The organism is Rhizobium ruizarguesonis (genome assembly GCF_017357285.1).
Classification (GTDB): Bacteria; Pseudomonadota; Alphaproteobacteria; order Rhizobiales; family Rhizobiaceae; genus Rhizobium; species Rhizobium ruizarguesonis.
The window spans coordinates 1,306,697-1,331,997 of sequence record NZ_CP071678.1; the positions used below are offsets into that span (position 1 = coordinate 1,306,697).

Below are 25,301 nucleotides of genomic sequence, written 5' to 3' on the forward strand. Positions count from 1 at the left end.
ACGCCGAGAGCTGCCCCTCACCCTAACCCTCATATGCGCTAGGTTTAGCCCTGGACATAAGGAATCTGGTTGTGATTCAAGCTTTGGATGAAGATTCGTCCTGAGATTTTGGATCATTGGCCGGAAGTGCGCGAGCGGCTTCCGGCGGATTTTGACTTGGAAGCAACGGCGCGGTTGCGTGGTGCTTTTACGCGGGTGCGGGAAATCAAGAATGCCGAGACGCTGTTGCGGCTGGCGCTTGCCTATGGCGGCCTTGGCATGTCGCTACGCGAGACCTGTGCATGGGCCGAAGTGGGCGGAATCGCCCGTTTGTCAGACCCATCGCTGCTCGAGCGGCTGTGCAAAGCGGCGCCTTGGCTTGGCGACATCGTGGCCGCGCTGATTGCCGAACAGGCCAAAGCGCCGGCGGGGCGCTTCGCGGGGTATCGCTTGCGTGTGCTCGATGGAACGTCGATCTGCCATCCGGGCGCTGACCGCACGACATGGCGGTTGCATGTCGGCTACGACCTGGCAACGGCTCAGGTCGATCAGCTTGAGTTGACCGACATCCATGGTGGCGAAAACCTTCAGCGCCTTACCTACGCACCCGGCGATATTGTGCTGGCCGATCGCTACTATGCAAGGCCGCGCGACCTGCGGCCGGTGATCGACGCCGGTGCGGACTTCATCGTGCGGACCGGCTGGAACTCGTTGCGCCTGTTGCAGACGAATGGCGAGCCCTTTGATCTGTTTGCCGCGCTCGCCGCTCAGCAAGAGCAGGAAGGCGAGGTGCAGGTTCGTGTCCACGAAGGCATGACGGGGACGCCGCCGCCACTGGTCCTGCGCCTCATTGTCCGGCGCAAGGATCCGCAACAGGCCCAAGCCGAGCAGGAGCGTCTACTCAAGGACGCCCGCAAGCGCGGCAAAAAGCCCGATCCGCGCAGTCTCGAGGCGGCGAAGTACATTCTGCTGCTGACCTCGCTGCCGACCGCCACCTTTGCACCGGCCGACATCCTCACCCTCTATCGCTTCCGCTGGCAAATCGAGCTGGCGTTCAAACGGTTCAAGAGCCTGGCCGGCCTCGACAGCTTGCCGGCCAAGAAGCCTGAACTGGCCCGGGCATGGCTCTACGCCAGACTGATCGTTGCCATCATCGCCGAACAGATTGCCGGGCAAGTCCCGGACTCTCCCCCCTCTGGATGCGGCTACCCCACGGGCTAGCCCATCGCGCTGGCGTCTCATGAAGATAGCCCTGGCCACCATTTGCGCCGCCATCCGCGGACCACTTCTGTGGCAGGCCGTCTGTAATCTCTTCACACGAAGTCGTCGCCACCTCTGCGAGCCGCCGCGACGACGCCGAAAACAATGCGACGATCTCCGCGCCCGCCTAACCTAGCGCATATGACCCTAACCCTCTCCCCGTTCTGACGGGGAGAGGGGACGTGCCCTGCGAGACGTGGCGGGGAACGGAGAGGTCGCGGCGGGCTCAGCGGCGGACGCGGTAGCGGATGTGCGTGGCCTCGGGTGTATCGATCACCCGAACGATCTCCAACTCGACGCGCGATGGTAAGACTTCGAACATTCGGCGGCCACATCCGAACAAGACTGGAACCTGGTGTATTTGCAGTTCGTCGAGCACGCCGGCTTCCAGCGCCCGTTGCGCCGTATACGCGCCAAGCATCAACACGTCCCGGTCCCCGGCGGCGGCCTTCGCCTGCGCCATTGCGCTCTCGATCCCGTCGCTCACGTATTTGACCAACGGATAATTGGCGACGGATGGCCCGGGCGGCCTGTGACTGGGTACGAAGATCGCGACACCGTGATTGTCACCGCCCCAGTGATCGACCTGCTCCACGGTTCGCCGACCCGCCAGAATCGCACCTGGCGCGTTCCATTCGTCCCACAATTGTCCGACCGGTCCGGTCGGTCGGGAAAAATCCCCGTACCACTCGTGCAACCGCATAAAGTCGTCGCCGCCGGGATTGCCCACTTCATCGTTGGGCCCCGCGATATACCCGTCCAGTGACATGGACATGAAGAGCACTGATGTAGACACTTTTATCTCCTTTGGTCTTTTTCCAAACTGGGGCGGTGGGAATTCGCTCTGCGGGTGGGCTATTGATGCAAAAGCTCGTTCAGGCAAGCGGAGAGCGCGGGCGGACGGTCTTGATGTTCCCAAGGACGCTCGAGCGACGCTGACGCCGACATCCCGAATACGGATTTTGGGTACTGCCCTATCTCACAAGGGGCCGATCAGGGAGACCAGCGGCGGGAAGCCGCTGGCATGTTTCCCTGGTCGTTCGGGGAAGATGTGGCGGTGCGTGTAGGCTCAGGGCCTGGTATCACAGAGGTTGGGGATGCGTTTTCGCTAAACTCTGAGCGGATCGAGCCGAAACCCGCCGTGGAGCGATAGCGCACTTTAGCGACGTCGGACGGTCCCTTTTCGTTGCCGCTCTATGGGAGTATTTTGCTCTCAAACTGTCTCAACTTGGCGTTGGAGAGTGCAGTGTTTGTGGACGGCAGTCGCAAGTTCCTGCTCTTTTTGGCCGTCGCATCGTGTCAACTGACGTTCGCGCCACGATTGGGTGCGGCAGACGACACCGTTACAATCGACAGCGGAATGCTGAAGGGTGAGAGGTCGGGCACGGTCGTCAGCTTCAAAGGCATACCCTATGCGGCACCGCCGGTTGGTGATCTGAGATGGCGCAATCCGAGACCAATGGAGACATGGAGCGGTATCAAGGATGCCCGCGATTTCGGCCCGTCCTGTATGCAGGCCGACGACCTGCCGAAATCAGAGGATTGTTTGACTCTCAATGTCTGGACACCCGCCAAGCGCTCCAAAATACCCCTCCCGGTGATGGTTTGGATTTACGGCGGCGCTCTTGCCCATGGAAACACCCCTCAGTATCCCGGTGGTCAGCTGGCCGCCCGGAAAGTTGTGTTCGTCAGCATGAACTACCGCATGGGCCGGCTGGGTTATTTTGCCCATCCTGCACTTACGAAGGAAGCCCCTGACGAGCCCGTCGGCAACTATGGTTACATGGACCAGCTTGCAGCCTTGAAATGGATCCAGCAAAATATCGAAGCCTTCGGCGGTGATCCGAAGAAAGTGACGATATTCGGAGAGTCGGCCGGTGGCGGCTCGGTGATGGCGCACATGATATCGCCGTTGTCACGGGGGCTTTTCCGGGGCGCCATTCTACAGTCACCGGGTCTGCCTACCGCGCGTGCTGAGAGCACGCCTTTGTCACCTTTGAATGCAGCAGAGAAAACCGCGTTGGACTATGCGGCTTCTCTGGGAATCAACGGGAGCGATGCCGAGGCTCTCACGGCGCTTCGGGCGCTGCCTGCGGAAAAGCTGACCGAAGGTGCATCGGCACAAGAGGTGCTGGCGGGAATGTCGACAGGCAAGCCCGTCATCGGCATCTCAGGCGCGATTATTGACGGACGGTTTTTGCTCGAAACGCCGGAAGCGGCTTTTGCGGCAGGCCGTCAAGCGCCGGTTCCGGTCATCATCGGGGCAAATGATCGTGATCTCGGTATCGGTCAGGCCGCGACGAAAGACGATCTCTTCGCGCTCTTCGGGAAGCATGCAGCCGAAGCCCGCAGCCTCTACGATCCCACGGGCCAACAGACCCTCGATGAGCTGAAGCAGCAGGTTCTGGCCGACAAAACACTTGTTGAACCGTCTCGCCACCTCGCTGACGAGATGATCCGCGCTGGTCAGCCGACGTGGTGGTATCGGTTCTCCTATGTCGCCGAGGCCTTACGCAACGATCCGGCATGGAAAGGCACTCTGCACGGCTTCGAAATTCCGTTTACGTTCGACATTCCAGACGCACTGGTGAAAGACAAGGTTACGCCTGCCGACTGGGCCATGGCCACATTGGCGAGTGCCTATTGGGTCGAATTTGCAACGAGCGGTGACCCCAATGGAGGCTCACGGCCAAAATGGCCTCAGCACGACCCCTTCGTCCACAGGGTCATCGACTTCACCAATCACGGCGTGACGTTCGGAGCAGATCCGCTGAAGCTGAGGCTCGACCTCTGGCAAAGGTATTGGGAGGCCCCTCACTCAGCGGTCAAGCTCGGCAATCCCTGAACCTTGGTGATCGGAGGGGGATTCCATTTGCCGGTGAGGGCTTCGGCCTTTGGGCTGTAGAGACGCATGGTGAGGTTGAACGCCCCCTTGGGTGCGGGCAGCCAGTTGGCTTCCTTGTCTTTGCCGGGGCTCTCGTTCTGGAAATAGATGTCGAGAGAGCCGTCGGCATTGATCTTGAACGGCATCCAGCTGCTGGCCGCAAACCGGTTGAGCACGCTTGCCACCTGGAAACCGTCCGTGTCGTAGAGGGTGATCGACCAGAAAGCGTTCACGGGCGGCGTTGCTCCCTTCTCGAAGTGAATCATGTACTTGTTGGCGCCATCGAGCGGCTTGCCGGTTTCGTCGGCGAGGTTCAGCGGGTAGATCGCGTCTTCAGGAAGATTGGCGCCGAGCCCGAATTGCGTGACGATCGCCCGCTTCAGGTAGTAATTTCCGTAGACGCCCATGGTGTCGGTATTCATCGACCAGCCATTCGCAACGCGCGAAAGGGTCGGCAACTTCCACGCCATCAGCTGCTGGGCCGCTTCGGGCGCATCTTCGAGCGCCTTCCTGACAGCGGGGGCGAGCTTATCGAAGTCGAAGCTCTTGCCGGGCTCGATGCCGATGCGTTTCATCTGCGCGATGATCGGCTGGTCGGTCATGTGGGGCGGATGCAGCTTCAGCAGTTCGGCAGCGTAGGTGAAGTATGTCGCGGCCGACATGGTATCGACCTGAATCTTCGGCGGCGTTTTCATATCGACGCTGGGGTCGATCTTGGCCGTGACCGGCTGGACCGCCTTGCCCCAGTCAGACAGCGGCGTGACCTGGTACCCTGCTTGAATTGCATGCACGGCAGCGTAATCCGCAGGTCCGTCCGTCTTGGTGCGTCCGATGATCCAGACATACGGGGTCGGCGCGGCAAGCCGCGTGACGCCGTCCGGAACCGTCCCCGTCCAACCGGGCGGCGTGACGAGAAACTGGCCCGCCGCCGTTCCCGTCGTCCGCCAGCCCGGCGACGCGAAGACATCCGTCCACATGTCGAGCATCGGCAGGAGATAATAGCGTCCGGCCGTATCCGGCGCCGAAATGACCAACGGCTCCTTGGTAAGATCCAGCCACGCAATGGAGTAGAGCGTATCGAAATTCGAACGCACGACGCCTTTGAAATCGGCGGGGGGATATTCCGGAACGTTCACGAACATATTCATCGGCCCTTTGCCAAACTCCTTGCCGGGCTCGACATTGGTGAACTGCTTCCGGGTGACGTCCATCGACAGCAGCGGATAGAAGTAGACGTAGGCATCGACGCCGATGTTATGCGCCTCCTGCTCCGAAATCGCCTCCTGAGCAAAAGCGGCCTCCGAAAGGGAAAGACCGACAACAAGTCCTACCGTGAGCGATATTGCACGTTTGATCATCATCATGTCCTCATCGACAACAGTCGGTTCGAAGCCAAAGGCGGCGGTTCAGGTGAGATGCTGGAGGCGTGTTGACGGCGAGGGCTTGTCGTCGCCCATCCATGATCGCGCTTGCTGCTGCGGCAGTGCGTGTGCTGAGGCTTCAGCCCAGCTGGAACCCCTTCATGATCCAGCTGTTGCCATCGGCATCGTCTGGAAGAAGCGCCGTGTTGCCCTTCTTCCAGCCGAGCCCGCTCGTCCCCTCGGACCAATTTCTGCACTTGACATAGTGCCTTTACCGAAAGTTGCAATTACCTCGAAGGAGGTAGGCGGTAACCTCATGAATGCGCCAAATGCGGGGCCGATAGCGGAATGGCAACTGCAGGCTGCGGATCTTCAAAGAGCGGACATTCGGGTGGGTGCGGACATCGCTGTGACCCGACCCTGAAGGGGGGCTTTCGGGACGACCGCGTTGGACGGCCGGGAGCATGGCAGAGCAGTCATTGCGTGGGGCTGCAACGTCGGCTGCGTCCACATGAGCCATGGCCAACGCGATCTCAACCAGGATCGCTCTGAGCAGCGGCTGAAAGTTCTTTCTTGCCCTCTGTCTCCCTGTTATCTTGGAAGTTGGGAGACAGCGCCATGAGCGAGAACCGAAAGCTGGCTGCAATCCTGGCCGCGGACGTGGTCGGGTACAGCCGGCTTGCTGGCGCCGACGAGGATCTCACCCTGGCGAGGTTGCGCACACTGCGCAGCGATCTCATCGATCCGACGATCGCCGTGCACCACGGCCGGGTGGTGAAGCGCACCGGCGATGGTGCGCTGGTCGAGTTCCGCAGCGTGGTGGACGCCGTGCGCTGCGCCATCGAGGTGCAGAACGCTATGGTGGAGCGCAATCGCGGCGTCCCGCAGGACCGTCGCATCGAGTTCCGGATCGGTATCCATTTGGGCGACGTCGTCGAGGAAAGCGACGGCGATCTGATGGGCGACGGCGTCAACATCGCCTCGCGATTGGAGGGCGTCGCCGCGGCGGGCGCGATCTGCCTGTCCGAGGATGCCTATCGCCAAGTCAAGGCGAGGCTCGACCTCTCGGTCAGCGACCTCGGCAGCACCCAGCTCAAGAACATCGCCGAGCCGATCCGGGTCTATTCGCTGCAAGTCGGCAGCGCAGCGACCAAGTTGGCCGCGACCTCGGAAACCGCGACCGGCCAACCGGCGACGGCAGCGCCGCCGAAGCTGTCGATCGCCGTCCTGCCCTTCGCCAACATGAGCGGTGACGCCGAACAGGACTACTTCGCCGACGGCATCTCGGAAGACATCATCACGGCGCTATCGAAGCTGTCGCAGCTCTTCGTCATCGCTCGCAATTCGTCGTTCACGTTCAAGGGCAAGAACGTCCAGGTGCAGGAGGTGGGCACGAAGCTCGGCGTGCGGCATGTCCTTGAGGGCAGCGTACGCAAATCGGGAAACAGGGTACGCATCACCGCGCAGCTCATCGACGCGACCACCGGCGGGCATCTATGGGCGGAGCGGTTCGATCGCGACCTCACCGACATATTCGCGGTTCAGGACGATGTCACGCAGCAGATCGTCGATGCGCTGGCGGTCAACCTGACAGAGGGCGACCGGCAAAGACTTGCGCCGGGGCAGACCCGGCACCCCGAGGCGTATGACTGCTTCTTGCGAGGCCGGGAGCTGTGGCACCGGCTGACGAAGCAAACGAACAGCGACGCCCGCGACCTTTTGCAACGTGCCGTCGAGCTGGACCCGTACTTCGCCTCGGCGCACGCCTTCCTCGCCCTGACCCACGGGCTCGACTACCTGAACCGGTGGAGCGCGGTGCCGCAGCGCTCGCTCGAGCAGGCCGAAGAGGCGGCGACGCTGGCGGTAGCGCGGGATGACAGCGATCCCGTGGCACACTGGGCATTGAGTCTTGTCAGTCTTTACTTGCGACAGCACGATAGAGCCATCCGCGAGGCCGAGCGTGCGATCGTCCTCAATCCGAACTTCGCCGAAGGGCAGGTCAGCCTCGGCGAGGCACTCATCTATTCGAGCAGATCCGGGGAGGCACTCGCCTATTTCGATCGGGCGAGTGTCCTGAACCCGTATTTTCCGGATATCGTTCTCCACTTTCAGGCCTTGGCCTTGTTCCAACTGGGAAGGTACGAAGAGGCCGTCGAACTGTTGCTGCAGCGCGTCAGCCGCAACCCCATCACCGATGTCTCGCGCGCGCTTCTGGCCGCCTGTTACGGGCACCTCGGCCGTTTCGAAGAGGCTCGCGCGACGTGGCAAGAGGTGATGCGCGTCAATCCCGACTACTCCCTGGAATACCGTCGCAAAGTCTTGCCCTTCAAGAACCCCGCCGATTTCGAGCTCGTCGTGGAAGGGCTACGCAAGGCCGGTGTCGTACAATGACGGTGATGAATGTCCGATCTTGAACCTGTTGCCGCCATTTGCACAGGGGATGAGCAATAGCCAGTGCCGGCGCAATGACGACCTCCAGCGTGATCGCCAGCAAGATCTGCTTTCAGGAAGCTGCGAAGCCGCCCTCTGCCACAAGAGCTGGATCAGGCAGCCCGGCGGCCAAACCAATGTGCAAGCCAATGGTCGATCGACAGCTTTCCCGGTCCCCATGCCATGAGCGACAGCGCCATCGCAGCCCAGGTAATGTGGATCGGCCATCCGTCCGGCACCGTGAGCTCGACGATCAACGTCATGAACAGCAGGCCGGTCGCCGCAAATCGGGTAGCGAAACCCAGGACCAGCAAGATCGGAAAGGTGATCTCGGCAGCGCCAGACAGGAAAGCCATGGTGACTGGCGCCGGATAGGCATAGGGACCGCCCGGCAAATGGAGCATGAATTCGTCGGTGAACAATGTGATCGCCGTATCGTTCAATTGCAGGAAACCATCCCACTTCAGAATGCCCGACTTCCAAAAGGGCACGGCCAGAGCGAGGCGCACAACTGCCTGAACGACGCTCGGCAGCGCAAAGGCCCGAACCAGTCTCTGTGCCATCTCTATAAGTGTCACGATCAGCTGAAACCTGCCTTTGATGGAAGTCTGTTGGGTGGTGGTCGATATCATCATGCGTCTCCGAGAGTGATGCCGCAAAATACCCCCGCTTCGATCATGCCGGCCACGCTGGCCGCGATGTCGAACGACGGACAAGCGTCGATGGCCTTGGCTGCGGCGACACCAAGCGGTTCGCCGGAAATGAGGGAAATCAGGAACTCTGCGCTGCCCAAAGGAAGATGACGCACCGCCACCTCCATATCCGGCCGCGTTATGAGCGCATCTTCCGGGTCGACCACTTCGATTGGGCTTATGGAGCCGTCACCGCGATTGGCGGCAAAGATCGTCAGCGCCGGATAGTCCGACCGAATGATCCTTGTTGCCGGATGCGCAGCAAAGACCAAATCACCGAGACGATCCGGCGGAACGGAAGCAAGAGCATCAGCGGCAAGCGGCTCGACGTCCGTTGCGTGGTAGGCGTCCAGCCAAGCCCGTTCGATCCGGGCGACGTCGGGAAGCCAGGGCAAGGACCGGGCATATTCGTACTGTTCGATGAAAGCAGGAAAATCCCGACCATATTCGAAGAGAAGCGGCGATGCCGGTGGCGTGGCGCGCACATGAAAGCGCGCCATGGCGCGGAAAAACTCCGTCCCCGTCAGGCGTTGCACCGCCGGGAAAATCCCGGCGAGGGCATCGATCAGACTGACGGTGACGTTGTTGCGGTAGACGTTGTAGCGTTTGATCGCTCCCTTGCCGTTTGGCCCGACAACGCCGTCGGGCGTCGCAGCGTCCGGGTTGGTCAGTGCCGGCGCAAAATCCGCCGCATAAGTGAGGGGCTTTATGCGGCGAGATGGAGGATCAAGCCGCAGCATGACTTTGATCCGGCAACGCGATGGAACCATGCTGATCCATGATCGCCTGTGCTGCGAGGGCCTCGCCACGCAGTATCGGCCAATCGGGTATGTTGCTGTCCCACTCGATGAGCGTTGGAATGGGGCCACCACGGCCAATGACGATCTCGTAAAGCTTCCAGACGGCATCGGCGACCGGACCGTCATGGCTATCGATCAGCAGCAGCTCGTCCTCGTCGTCAGCCTGCTCGGCGTGGCCTGCGAGATGGATCTCACCAACCGCATTAATGGGAAAATCGGACAGGTAGTCGAGCGCTGAAAACCCGTGATTGGTGGCGGAGACGAATACATTATTGACGTCGAGCAGAAGACCGCAGCCGGTGCGCCGGACGATCGCGCGGATGAAGTCGGTCTCGCTCATCGTCGATTGGCGGAACGTCACATAGGTGGATGGATTCTCCAGAAGGATCGGGCGTCTGATGGTCTCCTGCACGTCCTCGATATGCTCGCAAACCCGCGCCAGGCTTTCTCGTGTGTAGGGAAGGGGCAGGAGATCGTTGAGGAAGGTCGTCCGATGCGTCGACCAGGCCAGGTGCTCAGACACCAGAGCTGGTTCGTAGCGTTCGACGAGAGAGCGGAAACGTTCAAGATGTGCTCGGTCGAGCGGCTGAGGTCCGCCGATCGACATGCACACGCCGTGGATCGACACCGGATTGTCACGGCGGATCTGTTCGAGAATACGATGCGGCGGCCCGCCGGCCCCCATGTAATTCTCGGCATGGACTTCGAAGAACCCGCGATGAGGCCCCTCCGCGGCTATGGCGGCAAAATGCTCGTGCTTGAAGCTCGTCCCCGAGAGCCCCTCGATCGGATGGCGGGGAAAGCGGAGAGTAGTTGCCGCAGACGCGGTCGTTGAAATTTGATCGGTGGTCATGGCGTCTCTCCGCCTCCTCATTGTCATCGCTGTCGCGTGTAGAAATTACATTGCCTTCAGCGTGCCGTGCTTGCCGTTCGGCAGGACGATGGAGGTGCAGGTGCCGCCCCGTACGAACTTCCAGGAATTGCCCTGGAAGTCGACTGTCGAGGTACCCTGGCAGGATGTGCCGGCGCCGGCTGCACAATCATTCTGGCCCTTCAGAGCAACGCCGAAGCATTTTTCCTTGTGAGCGGCGGTTGCAGCGGCGCCCTCAGCTTTGGTGAGCGGTGCGGCGCCGGCCATCGAAGCAAGGGCCGTGGTGACAGCGCCGGCGAGGACGACAGAGTTGATGGTGGATTTGATGGACATTGCGTTCTCCGATGATGGATAGACGCTCTCGTTGAGCGCATATTCAGGTTCGCAATCTCCCCGACATTTGTTACACGCGTCGCTATCACTAGTTCGTGAAAGCTCGTCATGTCACCGGAAACCGGCACGATGCCTCCGCCGATGAATTCGGCGGCAAGCCACCAGTCCACCAGGCCTGAACTGGCATAGTTCAGAGCCGTTGCCAGTCCGAACGCACCGACGGAGAGGAGAGATGTGCCGATCGCGTTGATCATCGGCATGCCCGTCGCCAGCATGAGGCCCGGAACGATCAGGAAGCCCCCGCCGATGCCGAAGAAGCCGGATGCAGCGCCGGCGGCGAGTGCCACGGCGGCGGTGGCAAGGCATATCCTGAGGTCGACCGGACGGCACTCTACCGTCACCGCCTTCCGAGGCTTCAGCATCAGAGCGCCGACGACCATCATCAGGACGCCGAACAGAAATATCAGGCTGTCTCCATCCCTCGCCTTGCCGAGGCTGGAGCCGCCGAGGGCGCCGAGCGCGGAGAAGTCGGTTGCGCACCGCAACCCGCCGCTACCACCTCAAATATCGCAACCAAAAACCGCTGGAGCGAACACAAGATTGGATAAAACTTGGGGGCAAGGTCAGGCCGACGAGGAAAAGGCGCTGATCCTCGAGCAGGCACTGTAACCAAAGACGACAACACGCCGATGACGGCCTCGAAATGTCGCGTCCGGGCGTTGGTTAGTGTAAGATACTCGTCGCACGACTATCCGCACGCAATTATACTAGGAGATTTACGGCACGGATGAATGGCGGAAGTTGGACTATATTCGCTTAACTGGAGACGAACACGATGCGTGTGTTGATTCTTGCTGCCCTCATGCTGCTTGGGGTCATGCTGGTGGCGCGAGCCGATACCGCACCGTCGAGCGAACAGCTGCCACCCAATGTCGAGGCACTTCTGTCGCTTTTGGCCGATCCTGGAGTTCAAAAATGGCTTGAGACCCACAAAGCCGCATCGGCGACGACTGAAGTCCCCCCGATAACCACCCAGACGCCGCATCTCTCTCACCCACTGGCCGACTATGTCGGGGCCGTTCGGGCGCACATCCATGGCCTCGCCCGGGCACTGACGACGCTGCCTGATGAGTTCGCAACAGCCTGGTCCATCCTTGTTGCGGATGCCGAGAAGGTTGGTCTGGCTGGCCTTGTCGGCCTTTTCGGACTGTTCGCAGCTGCCGCTTTCGGTGCCGAGCGGCTGTATCGGCGTGCCACATCGGGATTCATGACCCGAGTGGCGCAGCTGGACGTTGCGACAAGGCGCGGTCAAGTGATGGCACTCGCTAGCCGCCTCGCCCATGACGTCGGGCGCGTCGCAGTCGTCGCGGCGGCTGGCATCGGTGTCTTCGTGGCCCTGCACTATTGGCCTGAGGTCATCGAGAAGATCGTGCTCGCTTGTCTACTCGCCTTCATCATCGTGCTCCTCGCGCGCGCTGTGTTACGATTTCTTTTGTCGCCGCCGGGAAAGGACGCGAACGATCTTCGGATCGTGCCGATGGACGGCGAGTCGGCTCGGTTCTGGACCCAGCGCCTCGGTCTAGTTGTCATCATCCTCGCCGTCAGCTACGCAACAACACTATCGCTGAGCCTTCTCGGCTTCTCAGTCGAAGCCCGCGAGATTGTCGCATATTCGTTGGGATTGGGGCTCCTCGGTGTCGGCATCGATACGGTCAGGCGAGCGCCGGGGCCAGCGATCGCGGATGCTGCAACGGATGGAGAGGTTTTTGTCCGCGCGAAGACATCCGTGGGTCTCATCTCGACCTATTTCGTGCTGCTGTGGTGCTTGTGGGCGTTCGGCGCAGTACAGCTATTCTGGCTTGCTGCAATAGCGATCGGCCTCGTTTGGGCTATCGCCATTGCAGAACGGATCGTTGTCCACCTGCTGCAACAGCCTGCTTCGTCCGGGATCGGCGCGGCAACGCCGAGTGCCGGCGCAACTCTTCTCAGTCGGGGCATCCGGTTCATTCTGATCATTTCCGGGTTGCTGCTCCTCGCTTGGGCGTGGAACATCGACCTTGTCGCGCTCAGCGCGGCTGACACGCCCCCCGTCCGGGTCGCTCATGGCATCATCTCTGCTGTCATCATCCTTCTGGTCGCGGACTTGGTCTGGCGGGTCCTACGCACCCTCATAGATAATCAAATTGCAAAAGTGCGCGATACGGTGGTTGTTCAAACGGAGGAGACGCAGCGGCGCAGCCGGCTCAACACGCTTTTGCCCATTCTGCGGAATTTTCTTTGGGCCACGCTCGCCATCGTTGCGATACTGATGGCGTTGTCGGCGATGGGGGTTCAGATCGGGCCGTTGATTGCCGGCGCGGGTATTGCCGGTGTTGCCATTGGCTTCGGTGCGCAAACGCTGGTGAAAGATATCCTCAGCGGCGTCTTCTATCTGTTGGATGATGCCTTCCGTGTCGGTGAATATATAGAGAGCGGCAGTTACAAGGGCACAGTTGAGTCTTTCAGCCTGCGCTCGGTGAAGCTGCGGCACAGCCGGGGACCAATATTCACCGTGCCGTTCGGCGTCCTCGGGGCTGTCCAGAACATGAGCCGCGATTGGGTGATCGAGAAGCTGTCACTGACGATCACCTATGATTCTGACTTGGAAAAGGCGCGCAAGCTCATCAAGAAGATCGGACTTGAACTGGCCGAAGATCCCGAACTCAAGGCAATCACCATCGAACCGCTCAAGATGCAAGGCGTCGAGGAGTTCGGAGAGTATGGCGTCAAGCTGAGGCTGAAGCTCAAGACAAAGCCAGGACAGCAGGCCGCCGTCCGCCGTCGCGCCCTCGTCATGATCAAGGCGGCGTTTGATGAAAATGGCATCTGTTTCGCCTCGAAAGCCGTACAGGTTTCCAGCGCTGCCGGATCACAACCGGAAGCGGTGATCAATGCGGATGCGGCGCTTCACGCCACCACCACGCCACAGAAGCCGGTGGCAGCATGACGAGTGCGTCAGAGGTAAAACTGCGAGAGGATTGATCCGGCCCTTGCTTGAAGGGAAGGATCTCAATCGTCTTGATGCACGCATACAACGACAGCTCCGCGCATTGCAACGACCCTATCGTCGGGCGTCGCCTCGTGCAGTTGCTTCACCAGGCGGATCTACGTCCTCGCCGTAACACGCTTGTCTTCTTCGGCGGCTGCGCGGGTGATCCCGATTTCGAGGATGTGGTTCGCAACATTGCGAGCATCGTCGACGAAGCGATCGACGACATCGTGGCGACCGGGCTTTCACGAGACGCGGTTACCGCAGGTCTCGACACCTTGATCGCGTGGAGCAAGGCGCCAGATTCGGCGGTGTGGTTCGGCATGTCCTGGGCGGAAGGGATTCGGCCCCTCTGACGTCGGCAGCCCTGAGATCACGGCAGGCTCCCGGCCCTTCGTTGGACGGCTCTTCAGCGTCTGCGCCTGGACGATCATCCGCAGGGCGACGCCAATGCGTGGTGTCAGCCCCCACTGAGGGTGATTACAGCCGTCTGGAAGGCTTCACGAGGCTGAGAAATTCACCATGACACCGCGCTGGCGAAAGTAGGCCTGCATTCGCTTCCTGCCGGAACGGTTATTCTGCACGAGCCTGGCCGGGTCGAATACGACCTCTTTCAAACCCGCCCGCGTCAACGCTGCCTTGAGAGTCGCGATATGCACGTCGATGTCGGCGTTGTCCGCCTGGAGCGACTCATAAATGCGGTTTGTTGCATCTGCTACGGTCGGTTCGCTCACGATTGCACTCCTGTTGTCGTCTGGCTGGCCTGACCGTATTGGGGTGAAACCTGTTCACGTCAATGGGTGACAATGGATTGGAACATTTCATCCGCTTTCGAAGATGAATCACTCAATGGCAGGAACAGCTCCGCCACCTTCTCGTGCTCCGGCACCTCGGGGAAGAAGGCGAGGCGTCCTCACGAGCGAGTTGGTCCGGACCCGCCTGCTGCGCAGACTGAGAATACCCCCAGCGCTGTGGCGTTTCATATAAGGGCGGCGATGGCTGGAAGGGTTTGCCGATCGTAAAGCGCCAACTCCTCGACGGTTGGCGGCTCGAACAGCTTCGACCACCTAGATCAGAATGATTTTAGGCCCGATCGGCCTAAAATCTGAATCCTGATCTAAATCAAAGAAATAGAGCATGATGTCGTCCGAAAACCGCGCACACTTTTCGGCATCATCGGACAGACATCGACCAGCGGACGGTTTTACTGTAACGTACTTCAAGCTGGCGACCCGGACCGTAGTGTCACGCTGGGATTGTGGCGACACTGGTGGCTCGCCGGCTGATCGTCAACATTCAACGAGTTCAGAGAAATGTAGTCAAAAACATGGATGGACGCGATGAAGCAAATCGGATTCGTTGCGGCAACTGTCGTCTGCGTCGGGACACTGGCAATCCCCGGCTTGGCGGCCGCGCAGACGGCCCCTGTAATCCCTCCGTCAATCACCACGCCGGACAAAGTCGAGACGCGCCTCGGCACCCTTGACTTCAAGGACGGCTTCCCCAGCCCAGAGACCGTGGAAAAGGTCTATGACAACCTGGACTTCACGCACGCCCTCGACGCCTATCTGAACACCTTTCAAGGCGCGAACGCGGCAGCGATCCACGAAGGTTTCCAGAGCATCGGGGTCAAGGACAACGAGCTTCTGATCTTCTCCGAGTTGATGGACGCCAAATCGCTGTTCCTGACGGCAAATGCCGATACGGTCTATTTTATAGGCTTCATCGACCTGTCGAACGGTCCGATGGTATTCGAGACGCCCCCGAAGTCGCTGGGCACCCTTGACGATTTCTGGTGGCGCTGGGTTAGTGACTTCGGTGCGCCCGGACCTGATCGCGGCTTAGGGGGCAAGTACCTTCTGCTGCCGCCGGACTACGCCGGCCCGGTGCCGGAGGGCGGCTTCTACGTCGCACATTCTCGAACCACTCGCGTTATGATCCTCGGTCGGTCGTTCCTCGAGAATAACGACCCAAAGCCAGCCGTGGAAACCATTAAGGCGACCGCCAAGGTCTACCCTTATGAAGCTGGCGGTGTCGGTACGAGCGTGGCAGAGTTCCTCTCTGGCAAGACCATGCTCGGCAAAGTTTCTGAGCCTCCCGCGATGGTGTTCCACGAAGGCAGTGGCGTGGTAGTCAATACCATCCCTGCGGGTGACTTCGGGGCCTTCGAGTTGATCAACAAGGTGGTGCAGCAGGAGCCCGCCACCGCGCTCGATCCCGAACTGATGGGTTCGCTGGCTGCCATCGGCATCATCAAGGGAAAGGAGTTTTCGCCGGACGAGCGCATGAAGCGGATTTTGACCGAGGCGGCAGCGCTCGCCAACGCAACTTCGCGCAGCCTGTTCATGAAGCCTCGTGCGGCGGATTGGTACTACTATCCTGGCTCGGCCTGGTTCAATTTTTTGTTCGTCACCGGCTCCGAGTTTGAAACGCCGATCCCCGAAATCACTAGAGAGGGGGCTAAGCCCTTCCCGCCCACGGGCTATCGGACTCTGAATGGGCGTACCGCGTTTTTCTACGGCGTCACCGGCATAACTCCCGCTATGGCGATGCGCCTGCCCGGTATCGGGTCACAATATCTCTTCAACGCGTTGGATGCCGACAAGAACTACTTCGACGGGGCGAAGACCTACAAGGTGACCCTTCCAAAGGGCATTCCCGAAGCGAACTTTTGGTCACTCACACTCTACGACAATCAGACGCGCTCGATGCTCGACACACCTCAACGCTATCCGCGCGCTGGCAGCCAGAGCTATCCTTCGCCGGTGGCAGAAGCCGACGCTGATGGTTCGACAACCGTCTACTTGAGCCCGACCCAACCTGCGGGTGTCAAACGCGGCAACTGGATACAGACTGATCCCAAAAAGGGCTGGTTCGCGATCCTTCGCCTGTACAGCCCTCTTGAACCGTTCTTCACAAAGGAATGGCGGCCGAGTGAGATCCAGGTCGTCAACTGATGCCGAAGCAGGGCGGCAGGCCAAATCGCCTGCCCGACCATACGTGGAAGCGGGATAACGTCGTCAAGCTTAAGCAGACTTCGCCGGACGGCGCGCTTTACAGACTTTAGGTGCTTTCAGCCGAGTTGTTGCCCCTCATCCAATTGGCAACCCTTGACAGAAGGACGATGTATCGACCTATCGATTACAGGGGAGGGATGACCTGTGCTCACCGTTCGCATTGCAGCGCCTGTTGCCACTATCGTTTCAATCGCAGCGTTTGCGAAGCCAGCCCGCTCCGAGGACAGCAGCGAGGAACTAGCAAAGAAACTCTCGAACCCGATCGCCTCGCTGATCAGCGTGCCGTTCCAGTTCAATTGGGACCAGGGCTACGGCTCCGAGGATGGCGACAAACCCTATGTCAATGTGCAGCCGGTAATCCCGTTCACGCTCAACGCGGACTGGAGCCTGATATCGCGCACGATCCTGCCGATTGCATTCCGCCAGCAAATGAAGGGAATCGAAACATGAGCATTGAGGATCTCCACGGGACTAAGGCGGCGGTTCAACGGCGCCCCGCCATCGAGAGCCACCCGTTAAGCAAGTGGTTCCGCAAGATAAGAACAGTCGCCTCAGCCGTGGCGCCTCTGGCGGTCGCCGCGATCCTCACGGTGTCAACGCCAGCCAGCGTGCTCGCCCAGGCGAAAGGGTTCAAGTTCGTCGCCTACGGCGACTCCCGGTCGATGATGTACCTACCCTACGGCAAGTCGGATCTCGACAAGATCTATGCCTCTCTGGCGAGCGGCTTTGCGCTGATTCTTGGCGAAAAGGTCGCCGAGGAAATCATCAAGACGGACGTCAAGATCACCTTCGACCCAACCACGGGCGGGCTCAAGACCGTCGAGATGCCGTTCATCACCAAGTCGGAGGTCGCCCGCCTCACCTTCGAGGACGGCTGGGTAACCGAGGCATCGGTAGAGGACACCAAGCTGGCGCCCGGGGTTGAGACCGTGATGTACCGGAACTACGGCGGTGATTGGGTCGGCAACCAGGTGGCGCGCGAGGTCGTCGATGGCGGTGCGGCGTTCGTGGTCAACTCGGGCGACGTTGTCTGGTGGGGCGGACAGGGGAAGACGCTGGAGGACAGCCCGTACTGGCAGCGGATGAATCGGCTGCTTCTGTCCAAGCTTCCGCCGGTGGACGACGAGATGCGCGCGGCCGGGCTTGAGGGGCGGTACTTCCCTTCGGTCGGCAACCACGAGGTCTGGGAGGATCCGCAGATCGAGGGCGTGCTCAGCGCCGCGCCGTATCTCGCCAAGCTCGGCGTCTCGTCCGAGAAGCTGATCTACACCTACGATTTCCGCGATACGCGGTTCATCTTTCTCTGGACCGGCAAGGCCGACCGTTTCGCGCCCTCTGGATGGGACGCGACGCGGCCGGTCTACCAGGAGCAGCTAGCGCAGCTCGTCACCTGGCTCGACGACGCCAAGGCGAAAGGCATCAGAAACGTCTTCGTGGTGTTCCACAACCCCGTCTACAACCGATCGGGCTTCGAGCCGATCCCGGAGGACACCAACCCCCACGCGACGCTGGCCTCTTATGCGAAGGATTTCGCCGAGCTCGTGGTTTTCAACGGGCATGTCCACACGACCGAGACTTTCGATGTGGATGGCGTGAAGTACGTCGTCATGGGGGGCGGCGGTGCCGAGCAGGACCCGATCCTGCCTGGCCGGACGGCGATCCCGCGTCCGGACGGCTACCCCCAGGATCTTTACTGGCAGGGTCAGCCGCCGAAGGAGGAGTACAACTATCTGGTCGTCGAGGTGACCCCCGGCAAGCCGTCAGTGTTTCGGCTGAACCGCTTCCGGCCCTGGTCGTCGACGCCGTTCGAGGAGGTGAAGCTCTTCGAAACCGGCAACTGATGTCAAGGGGGGGGCACGCTCGGCCGCGGCCCGAGCCGAGCGGAAGGGGACCTATGGCGATCACCGAGCCCGGCCTCGCGGCAGAAGCGGTGGGGCGACCGCAGCGCTGGCGACGGGGGGACGCGCCGACGGTCGCGCTGCACTGGCTGGTCGCGCTGCTCCTCCTCGTCAGCCTTGCCACCGGATTCCGCGTGGCGGCCGATGCGCTGGAGGCCGGGTGGTGGCGCGGCGTTGCCGCCCGGATCGCGCCGCAGGGCGCGGTGCTGCTCTGGCACATCGCATCGGCCTGTGCGTTGCTGGCTGCTGCGGCTGGGTATGTCACTTTCCTCGTGCGGGCGCGGCAGGTCGGGCGGGTGCGCCTCGATGCGCGCCAACGGGCCGGTCTTCGGTCGCCTGACGCGCGAAGGCGGTGGAAGTCGGTCAACGTCCTCATCTACTGGCTGGCGTTTGGGCTCGTCTTCGCCGCCGGTACCACGGGCCTGCTGATGTACTCGGACCTGGTGAACCGCGCAGAGTGGCGCCTCTCCCACCTCCACCGCTGGATCGCCTTTAGCCTCGCTGGCTACGTCGTCCTCCACGTCTCGGCGCAGCTCGCCCTGGACGGCTGGCGGGCACTCTACGCGATTCTGGTTCCCCGCCGTTCGTTCGGCGTCGCGGCGGCAGCGGCGGGCGCCGCCTTGGCGCTGGCCGCCGTGGCGCTGACGATCGACTGGCTTACGGTGCGAACGCTCGCGGTTGGCAAGGTCCAGGACGTCCCTCGCATCGACGGCGCCTTCGACGACCCGGCCTGGCAGGACGCGCACGCTGTGACGATCGAGACGGCTGGGGGCGCGAACCTCTTTTCCGGCGGTACCAACGTCACGGTCAGGGCCGTTCACGACGACACGCATGCCTATTTCCTCTTTGAGTGGCGGGACCCGACGCGGAGCTTAACGCACCTTCCGCTGCAGAAGACCGCCGCAGGGTGGCGGATGGTGCAGAACGGCTTCTATCGCGCCGACGAAACCGACTTCTACGAGGACAAGTTCGCGGTGATGCTGTCGAACGCCGACCGCTTCGCCGCGCTGCGAGCGACGCATCTCGGCCCGCGGCCGGTTGAGACCCTGCCGGGCGCGTCCGGTCAGCGTGGCCTCCACTACGCGGACGACTGGCCGGTCCTTGACGTGTGGCACTGGATGGCGGTGCGGACCGACCCCTTAGGGCAGGCCGAGGACGATTATTTCGGCCCGCTGCGCCTGCCGTCCGACTCGCCGCTCGACCGCTACGCCGGCGGCTACGCGCCCGATCCCGGCGCCGGCGGTTACCTCCAGAACTGGAGGGATCTGCTCGAAGGTCCGATCTCCAGGCGCATCGACGGCGGGGTCGTCCCGCGCTTCCTGCCGGCCGATCCTTCGGTACTCGCCCGCTACGGGAAAGTCGATGTCGATCCCGCGTCGAGCGACGAGGCCCCGTTGTGGTTGCCTGCGCAGGAGGCGCGACCTTACTCGTCCGAGCTCGACGCGACCTTTCCCGACGGCTCGATGGTTCCGAGTGTCATGGTCAGGCGGCCGATCGAGGGCGACCGCGCCGACGTTGCCGCCGTGGGCAGGTGGAGCGACGGTCTGTGGCACCTCGAGATGAAGCGGGCGCTCGACACCGGCTCGACGTACGATGTCGCACTCGGCGACGGCACCTACCTGTGGGTTGCGGTGTTCGACCACACCCAGACCCGTCATAGCTGGCACATGCGCCCGCTCCGACTCCGGATGGAGTGACACCCAATGGGCCGCGGTTTAGACGGGCCAGGGGACGGACGATTTACTGGGCGGCGAGAAATGGACAGCGGGTCCGACGGTCGTTGCGCTAAAACAGGACGGCCCGTGGACCAATGGGGTGTTAGCCAATCACATCTGGTCATTCGCGGGCAACGACGACCGGGATGACATCAGCAACACGTTTCTGCAGCCGTTCCTTTCCTACCACGCTTGATGCCTGGACGTTCGCCCTGAACACCGAGTCGACCTATGACTGGAAGACCGAAGAATGGTCCGTTCCCATCAACTTGACGGTTTCCAAATTGGTGAAGATCGACAAGCAGCCGATCAGCCTGACAGCGGGGCTGCGCTATTGGGCAGCGGCACCCGGCAATGGCCCGGAAGGTCTGGGAGTGCGAGTGGGACTGACGTTCCTGTTTCCAAAATGAGCGGATGGGCTTTGACAACAACCGTCAGAAAGTGGCACGAGGCAGTTCCGCTATTGGATCGTGTTGTTTTTTAACACGCCAATGAGTGCCTGCCCGTCCGTGAAATAGGGATCGCCGCCCCCGTTCCTGCCTGTTTTAGTCGCTCCAATACCCATTCGAGTATAGGTCCTTGAAATCTGCCCAGCCTTCTGCAGGTCATCAATGACAAGATCGCGGTCAGCATCGAGGTCCGGGCCGATGTGATGCGTGATTTCACCCGTATCGTGGCTTACGCCGACGCCGCGGTCGAAGCTCGCCGAACCGAGCCAAAGCGGCCGGCCATCAGGTTCGAGACTCGTCGTCATCCAGAAGCGGACGTGATGCCGCTCGTCCGCACTCCGGCCGACCGACTTCTCGAACGCCAAGTCCTGCTTACGGCCATCAAACACCAGCGCACTGACCGGAGCATCGAGATCCGGACGGTCGAGCGCCACGCTCAATCCGATCTCGATTGAGGTACGCAGCGTGATTTTGTCCGCCGGATTCCATTTCGCCGCGACAAACGACCGGATCAGTTGCTCCTTGGTCCCTACCAAGCCGACGTTGATTGGATCGCCCGGAATGTCCTGCTCCGTGGTCGTTACCATCGTGCTGAACCCCGCCAGACGGCGGCTGTCATGGAAGATCCAAAGTTCAGGAATCAAAAAATAGCAGACCAACAAGTATGCCGCGACCAGGGACGCAATTGCGCCCGCTGCAAGCTGAACTATGCCTCTTTGCCCATTGCTTCTCGACATCGGGGCGTCGTCCTTACATTAGCAGTGAAGCAGGGTAACGGCGTAAGGCGACGCCAAAGCGCTCCTTCCACGATCGAAGACAGCGCCCACCATAGTCTGCCACCAATCGGTCAACAAGATCGCAACGAGCTATAGACTGGCCCAAGAGGTCGACGCTTCAACCTGAGCAAAAACATTCGGTCGCGAGGTTCCGCAATATATTCGGGTACGGGCGGTCCGCTTTCAGGAATCGCTTCCGAAGCCCTGAACGGCCGAATTGACGGCGCAAAGCAGCCTTATCCTTCGATAACGAAAAAGCCCGCTTAGGGGTGGACAACGGCCTGTCCGCTTCCGGCGGTCAGAAGGGGCAAGCCGCCGTCCGGCGCTGCTCTTTCAACGGCAGGAACACCAAAGCCGCCTCCCGCACGAGAGCCGACCACATCGTTGCCGAATGGCTCAGTGTCAGATCTTCAAAAATCGATAGGCGAAGCGATCGGTCTCTCCCTTGATCGAGGGATCGAAGACCTTGATCGAGTGCGAATCGTCCTTGTTCGCGAGCACGGTGCTTTCCGCGTCCAGTACGAAGCCGACCGCCTCCACCTCCTCGCGAACGGATGCAGGCTCAATCCGATGCAGCGACTGCGCGTCGCTCGTACCCGCCCCGACGGCGGCGGCGTGGTCGACGATGACGTAGGACCCGCCGGGCTTCAGCCGCTCGTAGACGGCTCGATTGAAGGCGGCGGCCGTCGCGCCCCTGGCCTGGATCAGGGCGGTGTGGAGATCGTGGTAAAACAGATGCAGCCACAGGACATCCGCTGGCCGCGTGACCTCCGGCATCGCCACGAGGTCCGCCGAGACGGCTTCGACGTTCGCTCGGCCCGGTTCCATCGCAAGCGTTCGCATGCGGCCGACCGGATCGTTCTTGAAGTGAGCGACTTCGGCCGGCACGAAGCTGAAGACCCGCCCGTCGGGTCGCACGATGTCGGAGAAGAGACGGGTCCAGTCGCCGTCGCCCGGGTAAACGTCGATGACGGTGGAGCCCGCATCGACGCGTGCGAACCGGATCAATTCGGATAGCTTGGATTGGTCGTACATTGGAATCTCCTTTGCGGTTGAGCATTCGACGAGCGCGGGCCGCGGTCGGCCAGCGCTACGCCGGCCCGGACGCGTCCATCTGCGCGGCGCGCGCCAGCGCTTGCGTGTCGACGTATTCCCGGATGTTGGTCAGTCTGCCGTCCCGGACCGTGATGGCGAAGACCCAGTCGTCCTCGAACGTCTTGTTCGTGGCCTTGATCTTTCCCTTCGCGAAGCCGACGACCAGGACCCGGTCTCCTTGCGCTACGAACTCCCGGGGTTCCGTGGACGTTTCTATCGACCTGAATGCCGTCTCGAGCAAATTCGCAAGTCCCGCGTGTCCGCGGTGCGTTCCGGCCAGCGGCCAATCCTTGCCCGGAATGATCCACTCGATGTCTTCGGCGACCAGCGCCAGCAGAGCCTCCTTGTCACTGCTGCCGATCGCGGCGAAGAAGTCCTTCACGGTCTGGATGTTCGTCTCAATGCTCATGGCATCTTCTCCATTTTCTGCGGATCGGGTCGCGCTCGATCCGATCGGGTGCATCGTGTCGCTGCTGACGGGGATGTCGTGTTCGTCAATCGAACTTGACCAAGTCCTTGAAGATCAGCCGGCCCCAACTATGTCCGCGCGCCTGCACAAGCAGTCCGCCTTCAGAAAGACCGCCAAGTTCGATCGGCGCGAAACCGAGATTTTTCGCGAGCGCACCAATCTCCGCTGCGGCAGCGTCATCGTCGCTCGCCAGAAACACGACTCTCCTGCCACCCTTTGCGGCGGGATCCTGGTCAAGCGTGGCAGCGATCAAATGGTTGAAGCCCTTGACCAGTTTCGCACCAGAGAACGCCTGTGCGATGAACCTGGAAGACGGTTGTCCCCCAAGTTCCTCCGGGGGCACGCCGTAGGCATTGGTCACATCGACGATTGTCTTCCCCTGCCAGGTGGGAAGCGCCTTTGCGACCTCCGGGTGCGACTCGAAACGGACAGCCAAAAAGATGATGTCCGCCTTGACGGCTTCCGCCAGTGTTTTGGGAATGATCGTAGAGCCGATCGCAGCCGCATCGGATGCAAAGCTTTCCGGGTCGCGCGTGGTTGCAACGGAAACTTCGATGCTGTTTCGGGCAAAGGCCTTGGCAAGCGCCTGGCCGATATTGCCGAATCCTATAATTGAGTAGCTCATAATGCTTCTCCGATCCTGTGTTGACGCTGGGTCAGACCTGCGCCCAACCACCATCGACGGCGAGATCTATACCGGTGATGTAGGAGCTTTCATCGGAGGCGAGGAACGTCAGCGCAGCCGCGATCTCCTCTGGCTTGCCCCTGCGACCCATTGGGATCTGTGCAGCAAACTGGGCGACCGCCTCCTCGGCTTGCTCAGCGGTGAGGCCGGTCGTTGTCGCCAAGGCGGGAGTCTCGATCGCGCCGGGGCTCATTGTATTGACGCGGATATTGCGGTCCTTCAGCTCTTGGGTCCAAGACCGCGAGAAGCTGCGAACAGCCGCCTTGCTGGCTGCGTAGGCGCTGAACGCTGGCAGCCCCATCACATTCGAGACCGAAGAGTTCAGAATGATCGATCCGCCGTCTTTGAAGAGGGGAAGGGCCTTCTGCACCGTAAAGAACAGACCCTTCACGTTCACATCGAAGGTCTGGTCAAAATGGGCCTCAGTAGCTGCCGCGAGCGGCGCGACCGTACCTGCGCCCGCATTTGCGAAGAGAATGTCGATGTGACCATGTTTCTCCTTCACGGTGGCGTAGAGCCGGTCCAGATCTTCCAAGCGCGAGACGTCGCCCACGACTGTTGTCACGTTTTTCCCGATAAGCGCCACGGCCTCTTGTAAGGCTTTCTCGCGTCGCCCAATGATCACGACCTGTGCACCTTCTTCCACGAACCGCTTGGCGGTGGCCAATCCGATCCCGCTGCTTCCGCCCGTGATGACTGCTACTTTGCCTTCAAGTCTTTTCATGATGTTCTATCCTTCGTTGTGTTGCTCAGACGCGCGATCGCGCCGGGGGTTCAGAGTTGCGCCAGGCCGCCGTCGACGGCGACCTCGCTGGCGGTCATGAAGCTGCTGTCCGACGACGCGAGAAAGGCGGCCGCCGCCCCGATCTCCGCGGGATCGGCCATGCGCTGGAGCGGAGTCATCGCGCCGTAGGCCTTCTGGCCTTCCTCACCCAGCGCCTCCTTCGCGAGTTCGGTCGCCGTCGCCCCGGGTGACAGCACGTTGACCCGGATGCCGGTGCCCTTCAGGTCCTCTGCCCAGGTCCGCGCGAGATTGCGCACGGCTGCCTTGCTCGCGCTGTAGGCAGTGAATCCCGGGGCTCCCGTGGTGCCGGCGCTCGATCCGGTCAGGATGATCGAACCGCCTGAGCCCATCAGCGGCAGCGCCTTCTGGACCGTGAAGATCGTGCCCTTCACATTGGTGTCGAAGGTCTCGTCGATGTGCTCGGCGGTGATCTGGCCGAGCGGAAGCGGGCTTCCCGCCCCGGCATTGGCGAAGACGATGTCGAGCGTTCCGCGCTCTGCCTTCACCGCGGCGTAGAGGCGATCAAGGTCGGCCTCATCCGAGACCGAGCCCTTCACCGCCCGCGCGTTGGGCCCGAGCTCCGCCACAGCGGCGTCAAGCGCTTCTTGCCGGCGGCCGAAGATGAAGACCAACGCGCCCTCGTCGATGAAGCGCTTGGCTGCGGCGCGGCCGATGCCGGTAGCGCCGCCGGTGATCACAGCGGTCTTTCCATTCAGTCTGGTCATGTCATGCATCCTTCATTCGCCCTCACGCGTTTTCGGCTGTACGGGGAAGT

Annotated in this window: 21 protein-coding genes and 4 pseudogenes; 10 read left to right on the top strand and 15 right to left on the bottom strand. The window is 61.3% G+C overall.

Features of this window, described 5'->3' with window-relative positions; genetic code table 11:
* Positions 1-87 precede the first annotated feature (87 nt).
* On the top strand, positions 88-1,200 hold the full coding sequence (locus tag J3P73_RS06375) for an IS4 family transposase (protein ID WP_027689711.1): 1,113 nt from the start codon (positions 88-90) through the stop codon (positions 1,198-1,200).
* Positions 1,201-1,465: 265 nt separating this feature from the next.
* Here the strand turns inward: J3P73_RS06375 and J3P73_RS06380 are convergent, their stop codons facing one another.
* Positions 1,466-2,023, bottom strand: a complete 558-nt coding sequence (locus tag J3P73_RS06380) for a dihydrofolate reductase family protein (RefSeq protein ID WP_018068502.1) — start codon at positions 2,021-2,023, stop codon at positions 1,466-1,468.
* A gap of 462 nt (positions 2,024-2,485) precedes the next feature.
* Between J3P73_RS06380 and J3P73_RS06385 the strand changes: the two genes are divergently transcribed.
* Positions 2,486-4,084: a carboxylesterase/lipase family protein gene (locus tag J3P73_RS06385; RefSeq protein WP_207579801.1), complete on the top strand. Its 1,599-nt coding sequence runs from the start codon at positions 2,486-2,488 to the stop codon at positions 4,082-4,084.
* On the opposite strand, the gene J3P73_RS06390 is transcribed toward J3P73_RS06385, so the two are convergent.
* Positions 4,054-5,481, bottom strand: a complete 1,428-nt coding sequence (locus J3P73_RS06390) for a DUF1254 domain-containing protein (protein ID WP_204341623.1) — start codon at positions 5,479-5,481, stop codon at positions 4,054-4,056. The genes J3P73_RS06385 and J3P73_RS06390 overlap by 31 nt on opposite strands.
* Positions 5,482-6,102: 621 nt before the next feature.
* Here J3P73_RS06390 and J3P73_RS06395 point away from each other — a divergent pair.
* On the top strand, positions 6,103-7,875 hold the full coding sequence (locus J3P73_RS06395) for an adenylate/guanylate cyclase domain-containing protein (RefSeq protein ID WP_164594761.1): 1,773 nt from the start codon (positions 6,103-6,105) through the stop codon (positions 7,873-7,875).
* A gap of 152 nt (positions 7,876-8,027) precedes the next feature.
* On the opposite strand, the gene J3P73_RS06400 is transcribed toward J3P73_RS06395, so the two are convergent.
* From J3P73_RS06400 to J3P73_RS06420, 5 genes and pseudogenes are all read right to left on the bottom strand, one after another.
* Positions 8,028-8,546, bottom strand: coding sequence for a DoxX family protein (locus J3P73_RS06400; protein ID WP_207579995.1), 519 nt, complete (start codon positions 8,544-8,546; stop codon positions 8,028-8,030).
* Positions 8,546-9,346: an HvfC/BufC N-terminal domain-containing protein gene (locus tag J3P73_RS06405; RefSeq protein WP_207579802.1), complete on the bottom strand. Its 801-nt coding sequence runs from the start codon at positions 9,344-9,346 to the stop codon at positions 8,546-8,548. The genes J3P73_RS06400 and J3P73_RS06405 overlap by 1 nt, the downstream gene beginning before the upstream one ends.
* Entirely contained in the window at positions 9,333-10,259 is a 927-nt protein-coding gene (bufB, locus tag J3P73_RS06410) for an MNIO family bufferin maturase (protein ID WP_164599201.1), read from the bottom strand. The genes J3P73_RS06405 and bufB overlap by 14 nt, the downstream gene beginning before the upstream one ends.
* Before the next feature lie 45 nt (positions 10,260-10,304).
* Positions 10,305-10,610: a BufA1 family periplasmic bufferin-type metallophore gene (locus tag J3P73_RS06415; protein ID WP_026170632.1), complete on the bottom strand. Its 306-nt coding sequence runs from the start codon at positions 10,608-10,610 to the stop codon at positions 10,305-10,307.
* A gap of 125 nt (positions 10,611-10,735) precedes the next feature.
* Positions 10,736-11,152, bottom strand: a pseudogene (locus tag J3P73_RS06420) (TSUP family transporter); the annotation flags it as partial.
* 293 nt (positions 11,153-11,445) lie between these two features.
* Here J3P73_RS06420 and J3P73_RS06425 point away from each other — a divergent pair.
* Both J3P73_RS06425 and J3P73_RS06430 read left to right on the top strand, forming a co-directional pair.
* Positions 11,446-13,596 carry a mechanosensitive ion channel family protein gene (locus tag J3P73_RS06425; RefSeq protein ID WP_207579803.1) on the top strand — a complete coding sequence of 717 codons (2,151 nt, stop codon included), beginning with the start codon at positions 11,446-11,448 and terminating at the stop codon, positions 13,594-13,596.
* A gap of 74 nt (positions 13,597-13,670) precedes the next feature.
* Entirely contained in the window at positions 13,671-13,994 is a 324-nt protein-coding gene (locus J3P73_RS06430) for a hypothetical protein (protein ID WP_018068490.1), read from the top strand.
* Between the two features lie 144 nt (positions 13,995-14,138).
* Here the strand turns inward: J3P73_RS06430 and J3P73_RS06435 are convergent, their stop codons facing one another.
* Positions 14,139-14,375: a hypothetical protein gene (locus tag J3P73_RS06435; protein ID WP_027689654.1), complete on the bottom strand. Its 237-nt coding sequence runs from the start codon at positions 14,373-14,375 to the stop codon at positions 14,139-14,141.
* Positions 14,376-14,617: 242 nt separating this feature from the next.
* Positions 14,618-14,707, bottom strand: a pseudogene (locus tag J3P73_RS37485) (AAA family ATPase); the annotation flags it as partial.
* 271 nt (positions 14,708-14,978) lie between these two features.
* Here J3P73_RS37485 and J3P73_RS06440 point away from each other — a divergent pair.
* From J3P73_RS06440 to J3P73_RS06460, 5 genes and pseudogenes are all read left to right on the top strand, one after another.
* Positions 14,979-16,595: a DUF1254 domain-containing protein gene (locus tag J3P73_RS06440; RefSeq protein WP_027689655.1), complete on the top strand. Its 1,617-nt coding sequence runs from the start codon at positions 14,979-14,981 to the stop codon at positions 16,593-16,595.
* 219 nt (positions 16,596-16,814) lie between these two features.
* A pseudogene (locus J3P73_RS06445) lies at positions 16,815-17,093 on the top strand (transporter); the annotation flags it as partial.
* Positions 17,094-17,101: 8 nt separating this feature from the next.
* Entirely contained in the window at positions 17,102-18,496 is a 1,395-nt protein-coding gene (locus tag J3P73_RS06450; protein ID WP_085065912.1) for a metallophosphoesterase family protein, read from the top strand.
* 53 nt (positions 18,497-18,549) lie between these two features.
* Positions 18,550-20,250, top strand: coding sequence for an ethylbenzene dehydrogenase-related protein (locus J3P73_RS06455; RefSeq protein WP_207579804.1), 1,701 nt, complete (start codon positions 18,550-18,552; stop codon positions 20,248-20,250).
* 34 nt (positions 20,251-20,284) lie between these two features.
* Positions 20,285-20,678 (top strand): annotated as a pseudogene (locus J3P73_RS06460) (transporter); the annotation flags it as partial.
* A 50-nt stretch (positions 20,679-20,728) separates the two neighbouring features.
* Here the strand turns inward: J3P73_RS06460 and J3P73_RS06465 are convergent.
* The 6 genes from J3P73_RS06465 to J3P73_RS06490 form a co-directional block, all read right to left on the bottom strand.
* The gene (locus tag J3P73_RS06465; RefSeq protein ID WP_163885012.1) at positions 20,729-21,454 is read right to left on the bottom strand and encodes an LssY C-terminal domain-containing protein; all 726 of its coding nucleotides are present in this window, start codon (positions 21,452-21,454) and stop codon (positions 20,729-20,731) included.
* A gap of 441 nt (positions 21,455-21,895) precedes the next feature.
* Positions 21,896-22,528: a class I SAM-dependent methyltransferase gene (locus tag J3P73_RS06470; protein WP_164599192.1), complete on the bottom strand. Its 633-nt coding sequence runs from the start codon at positions 22,526-22,528 to the stop codon at positions 21,896-21,898.
* 55 nt (positions 22,529-22,583) lie between these two features.
* Positions 22,584-22,997, bottom strand: coding sequence for a nuclear transport factor 2 family protein (locus J3P73_RS06475; RefSeq protein ID WP_075226125.1), 414 nt, complete (start codon positions 22,995-22,997; stop codon positions 22,584-22,586).
* 85 nt (positions 22,998-23,082) lie between these two features.
* A complete protein-coding gene (locus J3P73_RS06480) occupies positions 23,083-23,682 on the bottom strand; it encodes an NADPH-dependent F420 reductase (protein WP_207579805.1) in 600 nt (199 codons plus the stop codon).
* A 31-nt stretch (positions 23,683-23,713) separates the two neighbouring features.
* Positions 23,714-24,466: an SDR family NAD(P)-dependent oxidoreductase gene (locus tag J3P73_RS06485; RefSeq protein ID WP_207579806.1), complete on the bottom strand. Its 753-nt coding sequence runs from the start codon at positions 24,464-24,466 to the stop codon at positions 23,714-23,716.
* A 50-nt stretch (positions 24,467-24,516) separates the two neighbouring features.
* Entirely contained in the window at positions 24,517-25,251 is a 735-nt protein-coding gene (locus J3P73_RS06490; RefSeq protein ID WP_207579807.1) for an SDR family NAD(P)-dependent oxidoreductase, read from the bottom strand.
* Positions 25,252-25,301: the final 50 nt, after the last annotated feature.